This is a genomic window from Roseomonas sp. KE2513 (assembly GCF_016107305.1).
In the GTDB taxonomy this organism is placed as follows: domain Bacteria; phylum Pseudomonadota; class Alphaproteobacteria; order Acetobacterales; family Acetobacteraceae; genus Roseomonas.
On record NZ_RCVR01000004.1, the window covers coordinates 114,145 to 131,141 of the forward strand.

The 16,997-nt window shown below is 67.5% G+C and carries 16 protein-coding genes; 6 read left to right on the top strand and 10 right to left on the bottom strand.

Annotated features, from left to right (window positions below; translation table 11 throughout):
• Positions 1–42 precede the first annotated feature (42 nt).
• Positions 43–1,506 (bottom strand): CHAD domain-containing protein, encoded by a 1,464-nt coding sequence (locus tag D9599_RS05675; RefSeq protein WP_309228552.1) that lies wholly within the window; start codon positions 1,504–1,506, stop codon positions 43–45.
• A 215-nt stretch (positions 1,507–1,721) separates the two neighbouring features.
• Between D9599_RS05675 and D9599_RS05680 the strand changes: the two genes are divergently transcribed.
• A complete protein-coding gene (locus D9599_RS05680; protein WP_232480179.1) occupies positions 1,722–2,840 on the top strand; it encodes a glycosyltransferase family 1 protein in 1,119 nt (372 codons plus the stop codon).
• Between the two features lie 40 nt (positions 2,841–2,880).
• On the opposite strand, the gene asd is transcribed toward D9599_RS05680, so the two are convergent.
• The gene (gene asd / locus D9599_RS05685) at positions 2,881–3,819 is read right to left on the bottom strand and encodes an archaetidylserine decarboxylase (RefSeq protein ID WP_198380257.1); all 939 of its coding nucleotides are present in this window, start codon (positions 3,817–3,819) and stop codon (positions 2,881–2,883) included.
• Here asd and D9599_RS05690 point away from each other — a divergent pair.
• Entirely contained in the window at positions 3,794–5,476 is a 1,683-nt protein-coding gene (locus D9599_RS05690) for an aminotransferase class III-fold pyridoxal phosphate-dependent enzyme (RefSeq protein WP_198380258.1), read from the top strand. The genes asd and D9599_RS05690 overlap by 26 nt on opposite strands.
• 21 nt (positions 5,477–5,497) lie before the next feature.
• On the opposite strand, the gene D9599_RS05695 is transcribed toward D9599_RS05690, so the two are convergent.
• Both D9599_RS05695 and D9599_RS05700 read right to left on the bottom strand, forming a co-directional pair.
• Positions 5,498–6,109, bottom strand: coding sequence for a hypothetical protein (locus D9599_RS05695; protein WP_198380259.1), 612 nt, complete (start codon positions 6,107–6,109; stop codon positions 5,498–5,500).
• Between the two features lie 31 nt (positions 6,110–6,140).
• Positions 6,141–6,806, bottom strand: coding sequence for a class I SAM-dependent methyltransferase (locus tag D9599_RS05700; RefSeq protein ID WP_198380260.1), 666 nt, complete (start codon positions 6,804–6,806; stop codon positions 6,141–6,143).
• 450 nt (positions 6,807–7,256) lie between these two features.
• Between D9599_RS05700 and D9599_RS05705 the strand changes: the two genes are divergently transcribed.
• A complete protein-coding gene (locus tag D9599_RS05705) occupies positions 7,257–8,393 on the top strand; it encodes a ceramide glucosyltransferase (protein ID WP_198380261.1) in 1,137 nt (378 codons plus the stop codon).
• A 37-nt stretch (positions 8,394–8,430) separates the two neighbouring features.
• Here D9599_RS05705 and D9599_RS05710 read toward each other — a convergent pair whose 3' ends face one another.
• The 4 genes from D9599_RS05710 to D9599_RS05725 form a co-directional block, all read right to left on the bottom strand.
• Entirely contained in the window at positions 8,431–9,246 is an 816-nt protein-coding gene (locus D9599_RS05710) for a UDP-2,3-diacylglucosamine diphosphatase (RefSeq protein ID WP_198380262.1), read from the bottom strand.
• Between the two features lie 326 nt (positions 9,247–9,572).
• Entirely contained in the window at positions 9,573–10,139 is a 567-nt protein-coding gene (locus D9599_RS05715; RefSeq protein ID WP_309228553.1) for a PqiC family protein, read from the bottom strand.
• A gap of 8 nt (positions 10,140–10,147) precedes the next feature.
• Complete coding sequence (locus D9599_RS05720) at positions 10,148–11,857, bottom strand: MlaD family protein (RefSeq protein ID WP_198380264.1); 1,710 nt, start codon at positions 11,855–11,857, stop codon at positions 10,148–10,150.
• Positions 11,854–13,134, bottom strand: coding sequence for a PqiA/YebS family transporter subunit (locus D9599_RS05725; RefSeq protein ID WP_232480180.1), 1,281 nt, complete (start codon positions 13,132–13,134; stop codon positions 11,854–11,856). Before D9599_RS05725 ends, D9599_RS05720 begins: the two co-directional genes overlap by 4 nt.
• 409 nt (positions 13,135–13,543) lie before the next feature.
• On the opposite strand from D9599_RS05725, the gene D9599_RS05730 reads away from it, so the two are divergent.
• Positions 13,544–14,065: a DUF421 domain-containing protein gene (locus D9599_RS05730; protein WP_198380266.1), complete on the top strand. Its 522-nt coding sequence runs from the start codon at positions 13,544–13,546 to the stop codon at positions 14,063–14,065.
• A 16-nt stretch (positions 14,066–14,081) separates the two neighbouring features.
• Here D9599_RS05730 and D9599_RS05735 read toward each other — a convergent pair whose 3' ends face one another.
• Positions 14,082–15,215, bottom strand: coding sequence for a YihY/virulence factor BrkB family protein (locus tag D9599_RS05735; protein ID WP_232480181.1), 1,134 nt, complete (start codon positions 15,213–15,215; stop codon positions 14,082–14,084).
• Between the two features lie 167 nt (positions 15,216–15,382).
• On the opposite strand from D9599_RS05735, the gene D9599_RS05740 reads away from it, so the two are divergent.
• Together D9599_RS05740 and D9599_RS05745 are read left to right on the top strand one after the other, a co-directional pair.
• Positions 15,383–15,589: a heavy-metal-associated domain-containing protein gene (locus tag D9599_RS05740; RefSeq protein WP_198380267.1), complete on the top strand. Its 207-nt coding sequence runs from the start codon at positions 15,383–15,385 to the stop codon at positions 15,587–15,589.
• A gap of 156 nt (positions 15,590–15,745) precedes the next feature.
• Entirely contained in the window at positions 15,746–15,997 is a 252-nt protein-coding gene (locus tag D9599_RS05745; protein WP_198380268.1) for a hypothetical protein, read from the top strand.
• A 46-nt stretch (positions 15,998–16,043) separates the two neighbouring features.
• On the opposite strand, the gene msrP is transcribed toward D9599_RS05745, so the two are convergent.
• Positions 16,044–16,985, bottom strand: coding sequence for a protein-methionine-sulfoxide reductase catalytic subunit MsrP (gene msrP / locus D9599_RS05750; RefSeq protein ID WP_198380269.1), 942 nt, complete (start codon positions 16,983–16,985; stop codon positions 16,044–16,046).
• Positions 16,986–16,997 lie beyond the last annotated feature (12 nt).

Here is a 16,997-nt window from a genome sequence, read left to right on the forward strand (position 1 = left end):
GCCTGGTACATCCGCCTGCCGACCCGCATGTCGCGGGCTTGCCTACCCGACCGGCCTCGGCAGCTCCGCATCCCGGAATTCGCGCCATCCCTTCCGAAGGTCATGGCGGGCCTCTTCCCGACGCTCTTCGGCCGAGCAGCGTAGCGCCATCACAACGGGCGCCAGGGCCGGGTTCTGCTGCGCGAGCCGCTCGGCCAGGGAGATGGCGACCACGGCGTCGTTCAGCCCGCCCAGCTTCTCCTGCAACCGCTTGCAATGGTGCAGATAGGCCGAAACTCGCTTCTCCTTGTAGAGAGGGGCCATGAACTCGACTCCGTAGCGCAGCTTCTTCAATGCCTTGCGGAGATCGTGCAGCTCCGCCTCGGGACGGCGGCGGATATGGCGGCCGCGGCGCCGCGCCTTCCGGGCCTGCCTCTCCAGCAGCTCGGGAGCGAGGCGCCGCAGCGGCTCCGCCATCCGCCCGCCATCCGCCTCGCCGGACAGGGCCGCTGAATCCTCTGCCCAGGCCGACAGGCCGAGCACGAGGCGCGTCATGGCAGGGCGCCCGAGCTCCTCCGCGAGGCTTCGATGCGCCGCCTGCCGTTCAGCCTCCGCCGCGACGCGCAAGCCGTCCGTCGCGGTCGCGGCTGTCTCCGGCAGCGTCTCGGTCACGAACACGTCCCAATCGCGCGCCGTGCCAAGGATGCCCGCAAGGTCCCGCAGCGCCGCCGTGAAGCGCGCTTCCGGCTCCGGTGCCAGGCAGGGGCGGAAAAGCGCGAGAAGTGCGCGCAGCCTTCGGGTAGCGACACGCATCCCATGCACCCCCTGCATCACGCCGGCTCTCGCTGAGGGCTGGTGGGCCATGAGCGAAGCGAGGAGCATTGCTACGATCTGGCGAAAGGCCTCGGCGGCCAGAATGTCCGGCGCAAAGCCGATGTCCTCTGCTTTCTCTCCGGCGCGTGCCTCTCCAGTTACCAGGCGCCAACCGCGGTCGGATTTGCTCTCCATGCCGAGAACGAGGCCAAGCTCCGCCTGGAGCCGCTCCGCCAGGAGATAGAGGGCCTTCGCCTCCCCTTCCTTCAACTCCAACTCAAGCTCCCGGATCGGCTCGGTGCGCTCACCAGCGCGCAAGCTTCCCTCGTCCACCGTGATCTCGATGGTAGCGCCCTCGTAGCGGAGGCACCTGAGGGTGCGGACGACCTCCGCCGTGAAGACGGCGCGCATCTCGCCGTCCAGCGCGGGAATCGGTACTTCCTTCAGCCGTCCGAGCTCTGGCTGGTCTCCCTCGACGCGCCACTCCCACTCCCCGCGGCCGAAGGGGCCGCCGCCGCGCCGAAGCTTGAGCGTCTGCACGCATCCGGCCTCGTTTCGCCGAATGCGGAGGCTGGCGCCTGCCTGGGCAAGGGCACGATCCGCCGTGTCGAAATAGGTGGTTACCTCCCGCGAAGGCAGCTTCGCGGTGCATCCGCGGAATATCGGCTGGTCGTGGAGCCCTGCGAGGCTCCCTTCCGGCAGAAGAAATTTCACTTCGGTCTCAGTGGCTTGGGCTACGGCAGCGGTCATGGTGCGCTCAAACGTTGCCTGCGGCGTGGCTGTTGCCAGTCTATGGCGAGAAATCACGAAAGTTTAACGGAAACCCTTGAATTGCCGCTTTGTCCCGCGGCGCACGCTCGGTCCATCCCATTTGCCTCAACCCGAACCATGCCCTTGTTGAGAGGCAAGTCATAGAAGATTCACGCCGGATGCCGGCGGTGCTGCGTATGTACTGCGCCGCAACACGGCACGGTCATGGCGTGGAACCCGACTTTCGCGACACCACCGGCCAGACGGCCAACCTAACCTCCCCTGCACGCATCCTCATCATTTCCGATGCCTGGCAGCCGCAGGTTAATGGGGTCGTGCGCACCCTCTCCACCCTGGTGGATCATCTCCGCCGGGGTGGCGACACCGCGGAGGTGATCGGACCCGACAGGTTCCGCACGCTCGCCCTGCCCTCCTATCCCGAAATCCGCCTTGCCCTCGTGGGACGCCGAGCCCTGGCCAGCATGATCGAGGACTTCGCGCCGGACGCGATACACATCGCGACCGAAGGTCCGTTGGGCTGGGCGGCGCGTAACCTTTGCCGCCGCCGGAACTGGCGCTTTACTACCTCCTTTCACACCCGCTTCCCCGACTACTTGCACATCCGCGCCCGCCTGCCCCTCGCCTGGTCTTGGGCGCTGCTGCGCCGCTTTCACGCACCCGCCTGCGCGACCTTCGCGGCGACCACCTCGCTCCTTGAGGAGCTCGGTTCACGCGGCTTCGGCCCGTTGCGCCGTTGGTCGCGCGGGGTTGACCTTGAGCGCTTCCCGGCGGAACCGCGCGATCCTTGGGCCGGCCTGCCGCGGCCCGTCTTCCTTTATGCCGGCCGGGTCGCGGTGGAGAAGAACATCGAAGCCTTCCTTTCCCTCGACCTGCCCGGTTCGAAGGTCGTGGTCGGCGACGGCCCGCACCGTGCCGCTCTGCAGGAGCGGTTCCCCGAGGCGCATTTCACCGGCTATCGGGAGAACGGTTCCCTCGCCGCGGCTTATGCCGGCGCCGATGTCTTCGTCTTTCCCTCGCGCACCGACACCTTCGGCCTTGTCCTGCTGGAAGCCCTGGCCACGGGTACGCCTGTCGCTGCCTATCCCGTGGCGGGCCCGCTCGACGTGATCGGCAACGCGGCCGAGAAGGTCGGGGCGCTGGACGAAAACCTGCGCAGCGCCTGCGTGGCCGCCCTCGGCACTTCGCGCGCAGCATGCCGCCGCCATGCCGCAAGCTGGTCCTGGGAGGCCTCGGCCGCCCAGTTCCGCGGCGCGCTGGCAAGCCTCTCCGCGGGCTGATTCGGCCGTGCCGGAGCAGCCGTGCGGCATGCCGCAGGCGTCAGTCCGCCTCCTCCAGCGGCAGCCGCATCAGGGGCTGCCCGGCTCGGATAGTCGCGCCTTCCCGCACCGCTTCGTGCAACCGGAATCCCGGGGGCGCGAAGAGGATGATCGTGGACCCGTGCTCGAACCAGCCCATCTCCTCCCCCTTGCACAGGCCGGCCTCGCAGGGGATGCGCCTCGCTCCCCCCTGCCGCAGGTCGAGCGACGCGCCGAGGAAGCGCAGACGGATGCTCGCCACGAGGATCGCCGCGACCGGAACCAGGGTGATCCGGTGCTCGGTGCCGCACAGCACCGTGCGAATGGCCGCGCGCTCGTTCCGGCAGAACAGCCGCTCGATACGCCGGAGCGCGATCGGGTTGACGTTCCACGTATCGCCGGAAATGTAGGTCACGGACATCACGCGCAGGTCGTGCGGTGCGTGGAAGCGGTGGTACATCGCCGAGGTGAGTCGCAGCGTTACATAGGTGCCGCCCTCATGCGCCGCCGCCGCCTGCTCGTCGCCGAGCAGATCGCGCAGCGCGTAGGGCATGCCCTTCACCTGAAGCACCTGACCGGCATTCACCGTGCCGAAGGCGCCGACGATTGCGTCGGACGGGCTGACCAGCATCGCCGGGTCGGGATCCGCCGGCCGCGCCCCAGGCTTCAGCTCCCGAATGAAAAGATCGTGCAGGCTGCGGAAGGAGGTCTTCCGCGCATCGCTCAGGTCGAGATCGGCGAAGAGCCGCCAGAGGCAGATGGAAAGCTCACGCACCACCGGATTTTCGATGCGGCCGAACCAGCCGACGAAGCGGGTCGCCAGCCGGCGGGGGATGCGATTCGTCAGGAGGAAGTTGATGTCCTCCTGCTGCGCGACGCGCGCGAGCGTGGAGCGGAGAGTCGCCATGGCATCAGCCTCGTGAAGGAACAGCAGGATGTTGATCACTGAACTTGGCGCCATCGCGCCCTACCTGGCGGGCGCCGGAGCCTGCGCGGCCCTGCTCACGCGCGGCCGAGCCAGGCTCGCGCTCTCGCGGGCAAAGCACCGTTCCCTGACGGGGCACGCGCGGATGGCCCGCCGCGTCGCCTCCCTCGTTCGCTTCTACGACTTCGACGAGGCACGGTTCTTCACATCGGACGGTGCAGCCGAGGAGGTGGTCGCGCGCCGGCGCGAGGGCTTTCACCGCCTCGCAGCCCTCTACCGGGCGCGCTTTCCACAGACCGCTGCCCTGACCGAGGAGGCTAAGGCCGGCCTCTCTGATCTCCAGTTCACAGCCGCCTACCGGGTGCCGTTCCAGTACAGCCGCTTCGTGCGCCGGCATCTCGCGAGTGGGTCCTTCCTCGCCTCTTCCGCGGGCGTGACGGTGACGGACCTGGACGGCAACAGCTTCTACGATCTCACCGGTTCCTATGGCGTGAACCTCCTTGGCTACGACTTCTACAAGGAGTGCATTGCGGAAGGATCCGAGGCAGTTCGGGAACTCGGCCCCGTGCTCGGCGCCTACCATCCGGTGGTTGCCGAGAACGTCGCGCATCTGCGGCGCATCTCCGGCCTCGACGAGGTTTCCTTCCACATGTCGGGCACCGAGGCGGTGATGCAGGCGGTGCGGCTGGCTCGCTATCACACGCGCCGCTCCCACCTCGTCCGCTTCTCCGGCGCCTATCACGGCTGGTGGGGCGACGTGCAGCCGGGCATCGGCAACCCCGTGCCCGCGCGGGAGACCTACACGCTGGAGGAGATGTCCGAGCGCGCGCTGCGTGTCATCCGCACTCGGGCAGACATTGCCTGCGTCCTTGTCAACCCGCTGCAGGCGCTGCACCCCAATGCCGCTGCGCCCGCCGATTCCTCGCTCGCGGACAGCAGCCGCCGCGCCGACTTTGACCGCACCGCCTATACCGAGTGGCTGCACCGCCTGCGGGAGGCCTGCACCGCGCGTGGCATCGTTCTGATATTTGACGAGGTATTTCTCGGCTTCCGGCTCGCTCCGGGCGGCGCGCAGGAATATTTCGGCGTGCGAGCGGATCTCGTCACCTACGGCAAGACCCTTGGCGGCGGCTTGCCAGTGGGCGTTCTCTGCGGCCGGGGCGCGCTCATGAAGCGCTCTCGCGAGAGCAATCCCGCCGACATCTGCTTTGCCCGCGGCACCTTCAATGCTCATCCCTACGTCATGGGCACGATGGGCGCCTTCCTTCGCCGCCTGGAAAGCGCGGAGGTCCAGGCCCTCTATGACGGCCTCGACGATACTTGGGGCAGGCGCGCAGCGGAGCTCAACGGTCGCCTCTCGGACGAGGGACTGCCGGTGCGCGTGGCCCATCTGCAAACGATCTGGACGGTCCTCTACATACGGCCATCCCGCTACAACTGGATGCTGCAATACTACCTTCGCGCGGAGGGCTTGGCGTTGAGCTGGGTCGGCACAGGACGCCTGATCTTCAGCCTCAACTATACCGAGGCTCAGTTCGCTGAGGTTGCCGACCGCTTCCTGGCGGCTGCGCGCGCCATGGAGCGCGACGGCTGGTGGGCCGGCCCCGCGGCAACCAACCGGATGCTGCGGGGCCAGATCCTGCGGGAGATGCTGACTCATCGTTGGGCACGGCGGGCGCGAGAGGAATTCTGACGCCCGCCTGCTCCATCACCGCTACCGGGCGTGCCCGCCCTGTATCGAAGGATCGATGCGCTCGCCCCGCAGCAGATGGCGGGGCGCCCTGTGGTAGAGCTTGATGTCGTGGAACGGGTCGGTGAGAATTTTAGTGACCCATACAAGGCCAGTCTGCACGTCATGAATGACGAAGAGCTGCACCATACGGAACAGCAGGCCGCCCACCCCGATCGCGAGCCACAGGTAGCCGACGTTCCGCACGAAGTCGCCCGCGGCCCGATGCGGTTCCGTAAAGCCCAAAAGCGTCGGATCCAGCAGCAGCAGAAGCGGCGACAATGCCCAGGTCAGCATTAGCAGGATCTTGCGATGCAGGTTGTATCCGACCTTGATCTCCTCTTTATGCTCGTGCGTCGCCTGGTTCGCCTCGTCGTAGCCCTTCGGCTCGAAGAACAGATGGCCGATCTGCCGGCTGGTCATCGCCACGAGCCAGCCGATCAGCGCGGCCAGGGCCGGATCCTTGAACGCCAGCATATAGGCGAAGACAAAGCTGATCGCGCTCACCAAGTGAAGGCTCTGGTTGATGCGGCTGTGGTGATAGTAGCGATGGTCGTCCCAACGCTGTTCCCTTAGATGCTCGACGAAACCGGTCATCACGGATCCTCTGTCGGAGAAAAAAGGACAATCAACGGTCTGCCAGGGCCACGGCATGCCCCTGGCGTTTCGCGAACTGAATGAGCGAGAAGTGACCGAGCGGAGGAAGCGGTAGCCGCTGGACCAACTGCACCCCTTCCGCACGCGCAGCCCAATTCGCGTAGCGCGCCCAGGGGAACTCGGTGCGCCAGCCCAGCCGGCTCGTCACGGGCATCAGGCGGCGCTCGATCACCGCTCGTAGCCCCCCCTCCGCACCGATGCGCGTGGCGATCACCATCAGACCTCCGGGACGCAGCACGCGCAGGAATTCGTCGAGGGCACGCTCCGGATTTGGCACGGCCGTCACAACGTACTGCGCCACGACAACATCGAAGCTGGCATCAGCGAAGGCCAGTTGCTCCGCATCCATGACGGCGAGGCCGCCCACATGCCCAAGACCTTGTGCCACAGCCCGGACCCTTGCCTTCCAGAGCATCGGGGCGGAAATGTCGATGCCGTGGACGAGGTTCTGCCTGCTGTAGCCGGGCAACGACAGTCCCGTACCGACGCCGACCTCTAGGATGCGCCCACCTGCCCGCTCCGCCGCCGCGATCGCCGCGCGCCGCCCCCGCCGGAACACGGGACCGAAGACAAGATCATAGATTGGAGCCCAGCGGTCATAGGCCAGCGCGACGTGGTCCGACTTATTGGCAGACATCTGAACGCACCTTGATCTCCATTGCCGCAGGCGGTGCAGATGGCCAGTAGGCGGTTGCAAGTCGATGGCATATCGGTGCTGCCTCGATGACACATTCCAAACGAATGCGACTCGCTCACGGGCGGGTGCGTATAGCGCCTGCAAACTACCGTTCAGAAATTGGCCACGCGAGGCCGGTCCTTGCGCAGCGCGGGCCCGGCGACGGCTGCTTCCTCTCGGGTCTATCTGGGCTAGCGGCAGAGCCCGTCATCATAGCTTCATAGCGCTGTCACACGCTGATGACCGCGATGTGTCGATTTCTCACGACCACAGATGACCAAGAAGAGGCAAAGCCGATTTGAGCGTAGCTGCACCCCCAGAAAGCGAAGGCCGCTTTCCCGATAGCACCTTGCACGGACGAGCAAGGCAACGGCGTGAAGCTCGGACACGCCGCGCAGCGTGCAGTGGTCCATGAGCATCGCTTTAGCTTCGCTCATTGGATGCACGCTGCTCGGCACCGTGCACTTGGCCAGCCTCGCCATAGCGGGCCTGCGGCTCCGCAGCCGCACCCGACTACCGCCGTCGAACCGCACGCCGGTGAGCATCGTTTGTCCGCTATGCGGCATTGAGCCGTTCATCGAGGCGACTTTAGCCAGCGCCTTTTCCCTAGAGCATCTCGAGTACGAAATTCTCTTCTGCGTTGAGCGCCCGGATGATCCCGTGATTCCCGTGGTCCGGCGCTTCATGGAACGTCACCCCACAACGCACGCGCGCCTGCTGGTCGGTGCCGACCCGGTGAGTGGGAACCCTAAGCTGAACAACTGCGTCAAAGGCTGGAACGACGCGCAGCATGACTGGATCGTGCTCGTCGATTCCAATGTTCTCATGCCGCCGGATTACCTTGAACAGCTTCTCTCGCAATGGCGGACCAACACCGGACTTGTCTGCTCCACACCGCTTGGCACGCGTGCCAAGGGCTTCTGGGCGACTGTCGAGTGCGCAATCCTCAACTCGCATCAGGCGCGCTGGCAGTACGCCGGCGAAGGCCTCGGCTTTGGCTTCGCCCAAGGCAAAAGCATGCTATGGCGACGTTCCTTCCTCGAGGCCCACGGCGGCATCAGCGCGCTGGGTGCCGAGGTCGCGGAGGATGCTGCAGCGACCAAGCTTGTGCGCAGGGCCGGCCGCCGCGTGCATCTCGTCAACAGCCCTTTCGAACAGCCGATCGGTCGGCGGAGGGCCGCACAGGTATGGCAGCGGCAGCTCCGCTGGGCCCGCCTGCGTCGGATCACCTTCCCTCTCTTCTACGCCCCCGAGGTGGTCACCGGCCTGCCGCTTGCCTTACTGCTCTGCGTCCTGGGTTCCTCGGCACTCGGCGTGAGCCCGTTGCTCGCCGCAATGGTGCTGGCTTTTATGTGGTACGGGGCCGAAGCGGCACTTTGCCGTTCTAAGCGCTGGCCGCTTACGTGGACCCTGGTTGCAGCCTTTCCGGTAAGGGACGCGATGATGCTGGGCGTTTGGCTCAGGGGATGGACGACGGGCAGCACCGTCTGGCGCGGCAACACCCTCCCCCTGAATGCGAAGCCTGCGCTGAGCACCGAAGGCCGTTGAGTTGGGCGGGGCCGGTTCCGGCCCCGCCCAGTTACCCTCAGGGCAGCACTTGTGCAGGTGCAGGTGTCGTGCTTCGGCGGGACCGGAAGAAGGATAGCTTTCGCTCCTCCGTCCAGGACACCAATTCGAACCGCCCGTCCATGTGCTCGACCAGTGCCGTGCAGCTCTCTACCCAGTCGCCGTCATTCATGTAGAGCACCCCGCCGATCGAGCGCATCTCCGCGTGATGGATGTGCCCGCAGATCACCCCATCCATGTCGCGCCGGCGTGCCTCGTTCGCGAGGGCCTCCTCGTAGCGGTCTATGGCCTTCACCGCCCCTTTTACCTGACGCTTCAGCCATTGTGACAGGGACCAGTAGGGATAGCCCAGCCGCCTCCGCGCCAGATTCAGCAGGCGATTGAGTTCGAGCGCCGCGTCATAGGCCCAGTCCCCTAGCAGAGCGAGGAACTTTGCATAGCGCACGACGCTGTCGAAGGCATCGCCGTGTATTACCAGTAGCCGGCGCCCGTCCGGCGTGACGTGCACGGCCTCGGCCGAAAGGCGGACCCCGGCCACCTCCAGGCCGAGCCAGTCGCGGAACTTCTCGTCGTGGTTCCCGGGAATGTAGGTGACCGTCGCTCCCCTCCGCGCATGCCGCAGCACGAGCCGGATCACCTCGTCATGATGCGCGTCCCAGTACCAAGACTTGCGCAGCCTCCACCCGTCCACGATATCGCCGACAAGATAGAGATGGCTGCACTCGATTGAGCGGAGGAAGTCGGCGACAAAGTCTGCCCGGCAGCCCTTCGTGCCGAGATGCAGGTCGGAGATGAAGACACTGCGATATCGCCGGGGACTCTCGGTATGGTGCATGAGGATTCCTGCGACCCGTTCGGGCGTGGGGTAGCCCAGCCCCCTGCTGCAGGACGTGAAGCTTATTTGATTTCTCTCCGTGCCGGTTATTACCGGGTGTCTCTCCAGGCAAGGCGCGTGAGCGTGTCGGCAACGCCCACGAGGGCCACGAGCGTGAACCCTCCGTTCAGGCCGCAGTAACGGGCCAGCCCGCGGTCGCTACCCTGGCCTAGGTGCGCTCCCTTCCGCACGTTATTCATTACCGGTCCTGCGCGCGCCGGCCCCGGCGGCCTCCGCGAGGAAGCGCGCCGCGCATCCCTCTGCCAACGCCGGCGATGGTCTCTGGCCTACCGGCCCACTGCCATTCCAGCAATCGCGTCGGCGAGCCCGCCCAGCGCGTCGCTCATCGCCGCCACCATCGCCGCCGTATCCGGCCCGGCCGGCAGGGCGCCCAGGCGGACGATGCGGGTGTCCCGTCGATTACGCGCCGCTCGCCGGCGTACGCTCACCTGGGCAACCAGCTCCACCCGTCCTGCCTCCCCCGCCTCGAAGCGCTGGATATCCACCTCCACCACGACTTCGCCCTCGGCCCGCAGCGCACCACCCTCAGTGGCGACCGTCATGCCGGGCAGGCGGAGCGTCAGGTCCTCGCTAAGGACGCTGCCGATGAGGTCACCGAGCGGCTCCGCCCAGCGCTCGTTCGGCAAAGAGCGCAGCCGCGGTCCCTCTCCCGCCCGCACGATTTCTGGCCGGTCGAGATAACCCGGCACGCCAACCTGTCGCAGTTCCAGCAGCCCCGGCCCACCTGGGCGCTGCACACCCGGCCGTGGCAGCAGCCTGTAAAGGTTCGGCTCCGGCGAGGCGCAGCCTGTCGCGAGCAAGCCGAGCCCAAAAAGGACTAGGCGGCGATGCACCGCGCCGCTCAACGCTCGGTCGCCCTGTCGGTCCGTCCGCGCACCAGCGCCTCCGGGTGCCGGTCGAGGTAATCGGCGAGGAGCCGGATGGAGCGCGCGGTCTCGTTCGCGCGACCCAGCAGCCGCTCCAGCTCCCGGTTCACGACGGAGTCTCCCCCATAACCACGCTGGATCGAGGCCACCGCCGTGTTCGCCCTCCCGATCGCCTGGTCGAGATTGGCGGCGATCCCCGGCAGCCGCCGCATGAGCGGCGTGAGACCCGCATCGGCGGATCGCACGAGCTCCTGCACCCCCTGCAGCGCGGAGGAGAGCGCCCCCACCGCCCCGCGCAACTCCGGCCCGCCGACCAGCCTGTTCACCGAGGCCAGCGTATCATTCAGATTGCGCGCGATCTCCTCCAGCGGCAGCCGCTCGATCTTGCCGGCGATCCCGCTCACCGCCCCCATGATGTCGCTGCCGCCGCCGAGAGTCGGCAGGACGATTGTCTCCCCTTCCATCTGCACCTCGGCCGGAGGGGCATCGGCCAGGAAATCGATGGAGACGAGCATCTGTCCCGTCAGCAGGCTTGCGCTCTGCAATTGTGCCCGCATTCCCTTGGCGACCATCCGCTGGGCGAAGACCAGAACCTCGTCCGCCGTGCCGCCCTGCTCCCGTCCGGCGGGAAACGAGATCCGGCTCGGCTCGATCGCGATCCGCACGGGCGTGAGGAAGACCTCGCGCGCGGCATCGAAGGCAAGTCCACGGTCCAGGACGGTGCCGACGCGCACGCCGCGCAGCTCCACCGGAGCCCCCGGCGAGAGCCCGTGCAGCGAGCCGTCAAAATAGAGAAGGAACTCCAGCCTTTCCCGCGAGGTGGCCGCGATAGCCGCCTCCAGGTCTTCGAAGAGCTGGAAGCGGGCGCCATCCCTCACCGGCGGCTGATCACGGAATTCGGGCGGCGTATCGAAAGCCACACCCCCCGAGAGCACGGCGCGAAGGCTTTCCAGTTGCAGCTTCACCCCTTCCGCCCCGACCCGCAGATCGACGCCCGAGGCGTTCCAGAAGCGCGATCCCTCCCTGAGGAACCGGTCATAAGGCGAGCGGACGAAGACCCGCAGCGTCACGCTGCCTTCAAAGCCGGGCGGGTCGTAGCCGAGCACCTCGCCCACCGCCACATCGTGGAAGATCACCGGCGAGCCCCGATCGAGAGAGCCGATCCGCCGCGCTTCCAGCGTGAAGACCCTCCCCGGCTCGTCGGAGCGCACGCCAGGCGGATCCTCGAGCCCCGCGAAGTCGCGCTTCGCTTCCCCCTCGCCGCGGCCAGGGTCGAACTCGATGTAGCTGCCCGAGACGATGGTCTCGAGGCCGGAGACGTTGCCGGCCGTCAGCCGTGGCCGCACCACCCAGAAGCGCGCGTGCTCCGTCAGGCGCCCCTCCATCTCGGCGTTCATTCGGATGCCCACGCGCACGCGCTGCAGGTCTTCGCTTAACCGCACCGTCTCGACGGCCCCTACCGGCACCGCCTTGTAGCGGACCTGCGTCTGCCCGGCGGTCAGTCCGTCCGCGTTACGGAAGGTGACGGTCACCACCGGACCGCGATCCGACAGCGTCCGGTAGCCGAGGTAACCCGCAACGAACAGCGCGACGACCGGTACCAGCCAGATGAAGGAAAGCCGGCGCCGCCGCGTGCGCGCCTCGGCCGGTTCCGGGAGCCCCGGCGCATCCCCCTGCCCGCTCACGCGCGTCCTCCGCCAGGCCGCCCGGCCGCGTCCCACATGAGCCGCGGATCGAAAGCCTGCGCGGCAAGAATGGTCAGCACCACGACCGCCGCGAAGCAGGTCGCACCGATCTGCGCGTTGATCGAGGCCAGATTACCGAACCGCACCACGGCGATCAGCACCGAGACGACGAAGACGTCAATCATTGACCACCGCCCGATCGCCTCGACCACGTGGTAGAGCCGCGTGCGCGCGCGCAGCCCCGCGGCGGAGCGGCGGTGCACCCCCAGAAGCATCACCACCAGCCCGAGAAGCTTCAGCATCGGCACCGCGACGCTCGCCAGGAAGACGATCAGCGCGAGCGGCCAGAAGCCGGTCTGCACGAACTCCTTCACGCCGCCCAGGATCGTGTGCGGTCCGCCGCGGCCGAAGCTGACGATAACCATCACCGGATAGGCATTGGCGGGCACGTAGAGGATGAGGGCCGCAACCACGAGTGCCCAGGTGCGCGCCAGGCTGTTCGGCTTGCGCGGATGCAGCCGCGCCGCACAGCGTGGGCAAGGGCTGCCCGGCGCCGCCGCGGAAAGCCGCCGGCAGCGCTCGCAACTCAGCAACGGCCCCTCCGCCGCCTCGCCGGCGCCGGAAAGCGGCGCCGCCGTCGCGCCCTGCCGCTCCAGCGCCTCCCATATCTGCGACGGATGCAAAAGCGCGTTCACCGCGACCAGCGTGAAGGCGAGCGCCGCAAGCCCGTATGCTGCCGGCCCGAGCTCTACCTGCGCGAGGTCACGCAGCCGCGTGTAGGAGACCAGGGCGCCGAAGAGGAACACCTCCACCATCGCCCAGCCGCCCAGCCATTCGTGCCAGCCGAAGGGCCGGAACAGCCAGCGCGGCGCCTGCCGCATCCGCAGCCCGAGCAACACGGTCAGCAGCAGCAGGAGGCGGGCGAAGGGAACGAAGACGAGGGTGAAGACCACCAGGACTGAGAGCAGCGGGTAACCCTGTTGCACGAAGGCTCCAGCCCCGCTCTCCACCCCGCTCACCCGCACCTGTCCGAGAAGGTTCAAGCTGAGGAAGGGCGCCGCCATCGTCACCGCGTAGAGCGCGAGCCCTCCCAGGGCGAGCGCCAGGGGCGCGTCAGGCGAGCCCAAGCGGCCTCGGTGCAGAAGCGTGTCGCAGCGTGGGCAGCAGGCTTCGGCGCGCGGTCCGATAGGGGGTAGTCGGACCCGCTCCCCGCACCCGTCGCATTCCAACACCGGCCGCACCAGGGGCGCAGCGGCCGACGACACCGCGCCCGTCATCCGGCCACGCTGCCGCCACGCCCGGACCAAATGGACGCGACGAGCCAGTAGAAAGGCGAGGTTCGGTGACGGGCAAGGACATCCGGCATCTGCGGCAAGCGCGCTCCGTCACATGACAGACGAGGAATGCCGCGAAGAGCGGTTCGGTTTCCGAAACCGCCCAGCTATTACGCCTAGCTAGAGTTCTGACCCCAGCTTGGTTTGATCCACCCTGCCCAGCTCCATCGAAAGCTGCAGTTCCTGAGCTTCGGCGCTCAACGCTTCACAGTCACGACCCATTTCGAGGTCGGACTTACCGGAATGAGAGCATGAATTCGCTCTTCCCCTCCGTGATCTCACAAGCGACACCGGACGGGAACATCCCCCTCCCAAGGCACTGGCGCCCAGGAGCAGTGGGCAGGAGACGCGGATGGAGTACCTATTTGGAGAGGCTGGAGAACTCGGCTGGGTCGTCGCGAAGGCGCTCCTGCTCTACCTGACTGCCGTCATCGGCTTCCGGTTGGGCGAGCGCCGCACCCTCGCGCAGCTCTCGCCCTTTGACTTTGTCGCGGCCGTGGCCGTCGGCGCTATCGTCGGGCGCATCCCGAACGCCCATGATGCGAGCTTCCTGACGGGTGCGGCAACGCTCCTCTCCGTTCTAGCGGGCCATGCCCTGGTGACCCGTCTGCGGCTAATTCCGGTGGTGCACGGGGCACTTGTCCGAACGCCGCGCCTGCTCGTGTCCGGCGGCAAAATCCTGTCGGCCGAGCTGAGGCGATCGGGCCTGACGCAGGACGACCTTTCCAGCATGCTCCGGCAGCAGGGCATCGGTGATCTTTCCGCCGTGCGCTACGCCGTGCTCGAGGACCGCGGCCAGCTCTCGGTCATCCGCAATCCACCCCTTCCGCCGACGGAAGGCGACCTCCTGGCGGGCATCGCACCGCACCCCTGAGGCCGCCCTCGGTCTGTCAGGCGACGGTATCGGCCATCTTCGCGCCGCGGGTGCCCATGGGCTGCTCCGGACCTTCCGTGGTGTCCCGCTCGGTCTGCCGCTCCATCTCTGCGTCTAGCTCGGCGCCGACGAGGACAATGGCGGTGGAGATCCAGATCCAGGTCATGAAGCCGATGATGGCGCCGAGCGTCCCGTAGGTCTCGTTGTAGCTGCCGAAATGCGAGACGTAGAAGGAGAAGCCGGCGGAGCCGATCAGCCAGGCGACGGCCGCGAAGCCCCCGCCCCAGCTCACCCAACGCCATTGCGCGGCATCGCGGCTCGGCCCGTAGCGAAAGAGGCAGGCGAGAAGCGCACCAATGGCCACCAGCAGCAGCGGCCAGCGAAGCACTCGCAGAAGGATCTCCACGGTTGGGCCCAACCCTACGAAGTCGAGCAGCACGGGCAGCACCACAACCGCGGCCATAGCCAGGAGAGCGAAGAGGATGGCGCCCACGGTGAAGGCGAGCGTCGTCAGCGTGCGCCGGATGAAACCCCGCTTTTCGTCCTCCTCGTAGACGACGTTCAGCGCGTCGAAGACCGCCTTCGTCGCTCCGTTGGCGCTCCAGAGGGAGAGCAGGATGCTGGCAACCGCCCCGAAGCCCAGGGCGCCGCCGCCCTGGCTCGCCACGCGCTTCACCTGATCGGTGATGACGCTCATCCCACCCTCGGGCACGAAGCCCGCGAGTGCCGAGAGGTGGTCATTGATCGTCGCCGGGTCCGCGAACAGGCCGTAGAGCGAGACGAGAGCGCTAACCGCCGGGAACAGCGCAAGGATTGCGTAGAAGGTCACCCCCGCCGCCTCCGTCAGCAGCCGGTCGTTCGAGGCCTGGGTGGCCGTGCGCTTCAGGATGTCCCACCATCCCCGCGCCGGGATCTCGGAGGGAGTGCCGGCGTCACGCCCGTGTCCGCTGGTGCTCGCGGCGCCGCTGCCGCTCTTGCCGCGCGAGCCGGCCCTCCCCTGAGGCCCTCTTTGCGAGACTGCCTCCAGCCCGCGCCGGTCCGCGGCTGTCGCAGCCTCCTCCTGCCGCCGGCGAAACCCGCCGGCCATCAGCGCCAGCGAGGCTGCCATGGCGGCCACGAGCACGCCGAGCCGCTTGGTGCCCGTCTCCATCCTGCCTCCAACCGCCGGCCTCGCAGGGCCGGCACCCGAGTTACACAGGCCTGAACGCGCAACCTTGAAGCTTGCTGCACCGCCGCGCGACGATCGCGTCGCACCTCTTGACCTTCCGATGGTGGGAAGCCCCATCTGCCGATCTTCCGGCGGCATAGGAGGAAGGTATGATCCGTTTCCACATCGCCAACATGAATTGCGGCGGCTGCGCGAAGGGCGTGGCCGCGGCCCTGCGGGAGGCCGACCCGCATGCCGAGCCACGCTTCGACCTCGATCGGCGCGAGGTCGCGCTCGATGCCCCTGCGACAGCGACCGAGCGCCTTTCTGCGGCGCTCCTGAGGGATGGTTGGGAGGCGAAGCTCCTTCCCGCCTGAAAGCCATTCAGCCGCGCTGTTGGCGCTAGAAGGCGCATTCAACGGATGAATAGGTTACATCCGCCGTCCAAAGTGGTGGCCGGTGGCGCAAGGGAGCATATCGGGGCTCAAGAGACGACGACATCCCGCCGCCGCCATCCTTTAGGGATATGGACGATGTCCTCCTTCACCCTTCCGCGCAGCCTTCGCGCCCTGGGGCTTGCTGCCGTGGTGGTGAGCCCGCTCGCCGCAGGCACCGCCTTCGCCGAGGGCTATGACGGCCTCGGCCCTAGCGCCTATCCGGCCTGGACTGCGAGCCAGAGCCGTACGCCCCTCGCCAGCGCCGGGGGGGACGATGTGACCCGCACTCCCGCCCAGGTCTTCCTGCAGCGCAGCGGCATCACGGGCGGCGACGGCCAGCACGGCTGAGCACCGCAAGCCAGGGGCGCCCCTACCGGGCGCCCCTTCTGGCTTCCTAGTACCAGATACGCTCGTTCTGCATGTTCGCGTAGAGCGGCGCCACGAACTCGCCGTAGCCGTTGTAGATCCGCGTCGGCACCCGCTCGTTCGAGCCTAGCAGCCGCTCACTCGCCTGGCTCCAGCGTGGATGCGCCACCTCTGGGTTCACATTCGCCCAGAAGCCGTACTCGCTCGCCTGCAGCTTCTCCCAATAACCGACCGGCCGCTCCGCCTGGAAGGTCACGCGCACGATCGACTTCGGCGCCTTGAACCCGTACTTCCAGGGGAACAGCGCCCGTATGGGCGCCCCGTTCTGCGGCGGCAGCGGCTTGCCATACATGCCGGTCGCGACGAAGGCGAGCTCGTTCCTCGCCTCCTCGATCGTCACACCGTCGGTATACGGCCAGGGATACCAGGCCTGCCGCAGCCCGGGCATCGTGTCACGCTGCGTGGCCGTCTCGAAGACCACGAACTTCGCCTCCGGGCGCGGCGCCGCGAGCCGCACGAGCTCGGACATCGGAAAGCCGGTCCAGGGCACCGTCATCGCCCAGGCCTCGACGCAGCGGTGCCTGAGAACCCTCTCCTCAAGCCGCACCTGCTTCAGCAGGTCCTCCAACCCGATTTCGCGCGGCTGGGCCACAAGCCCGTCGAACTTTACGCTCCAGGGGTTCACCTTCAGGCGCGCCGCAGCCGAGGCGACGCTCTTCGAGCCCCCAAACTCGTAGAAGTTGTTGTAGTTCGTCGCGTCCCCCTCGGGCGTGACATCGCGGCCGGGCTGGAAGCGCGTGTTGCGCATCGCCGCCTGCGCCAGTGCGGTCCCGGCGAGCCCGGGTGAGAGCAGCGCGGCCCCGGCGAGCGCGGCGCCCGCGCCGAGCGCGCCCCGCCGCCCCATCACCACCGCCTCAGGGGTAGCCGCGCTCTCGGGCAGTTCCCAGCCGCGGCGGATCTTGATCAGCATGGCCGTCTCCGT

Bases quoted from the DNA above. Each gene is read 5' to 3' on its own strand.
- D9599_RS05680 (WP_232480179.1), top strand. From the start codon at position 1,722: ATGCCGGCGGTGCTGCGTATGTACTGCGCCGCAACACGGCACGGTCAT.
- D9599_RS05690 (WP_198380258.1), top strand. From the start codon at position 3,794: ATGTTGATCACTGAACTTGGCGCCATCGCGCCCTACCTGGCGGGCGCC.
- asd (WP_198380257.1), bottom strand. From the start codon at position 3,819: ATGGCGCCAAGTTCAGTGATCAACATCCTGCTGTTCCTTCACGAGGCT.
- D9599_RS05695 (WP_198380259.1), bottom strand. From the start codon at position 6,109: ATGACCGGTTTCGTCGAGCATCTAAGGGAACAGCGTTGGGACGACCAT.
- D9599_RS05700 (WP_198380260.1), bottom strand. From the start codon at position 6,806: ATGTCTGCCAATAAGTCGGACCACGTCGCGCTGGCCTATGACCGCTGG.
- D9599_RS05705 (WP_198380261.1), top strand. From the start codon at position 7,257: ATGAGCATCGCTTTAGCTTCGCTCATTGGATGCACGCTGCTCGGCACC.
- D9599_RS05710 (WP_198380262.1), bottom strand. From the start codon at position 9,246: ATGCACCATACCGAGAGTCCCCGGCGATATCGCAGTGTCTTCATCTCC.
- D9599_RS05725 (WP_232480180.1), bottom strand. From the start codon at position 13,134: ATGACGGGCGCGGTGTCGTCGGCCGCTGCGCCCCTGGTGCGGCCGGTG.
- D9599_RS05730 (WP_198380266.1), top strand. From the start codon at position 13,544: ATGGAGTACCTATTTGGAGAGGCTGGAGAACTCGGCTGGGTCGTCGCG.
- D9599_RS05735 (WP_232480181.1), bottom strand. From the start codon at position 15,215: ATGGAGACGGGCACCAAGCGGCTCGGCGTGCTCGTGGCCGCCATGGCA.
- D9599_RS05740 (WP_198380267.1), top strand. From the start codon at position 15,383: ATGATCCGTTTCCACATCGCCAACATGAATTGCGGCGGCTGCGCGAAG.
- D9599_RS05745 (WP_198380268.1), top strand. From the start codon at position 15,746: ATGTCCTCCTTCACCCTTCCGCGCAGCCTTCGCGCCCTGGGGCTTGCT.
- msrP (WP_198380269.1), bottom strand. From the start codon at position 16,985: ATGCTGATCAAGATCCGCCGCGGCTGGGAACTGCCCGAGAGCGCGGCT.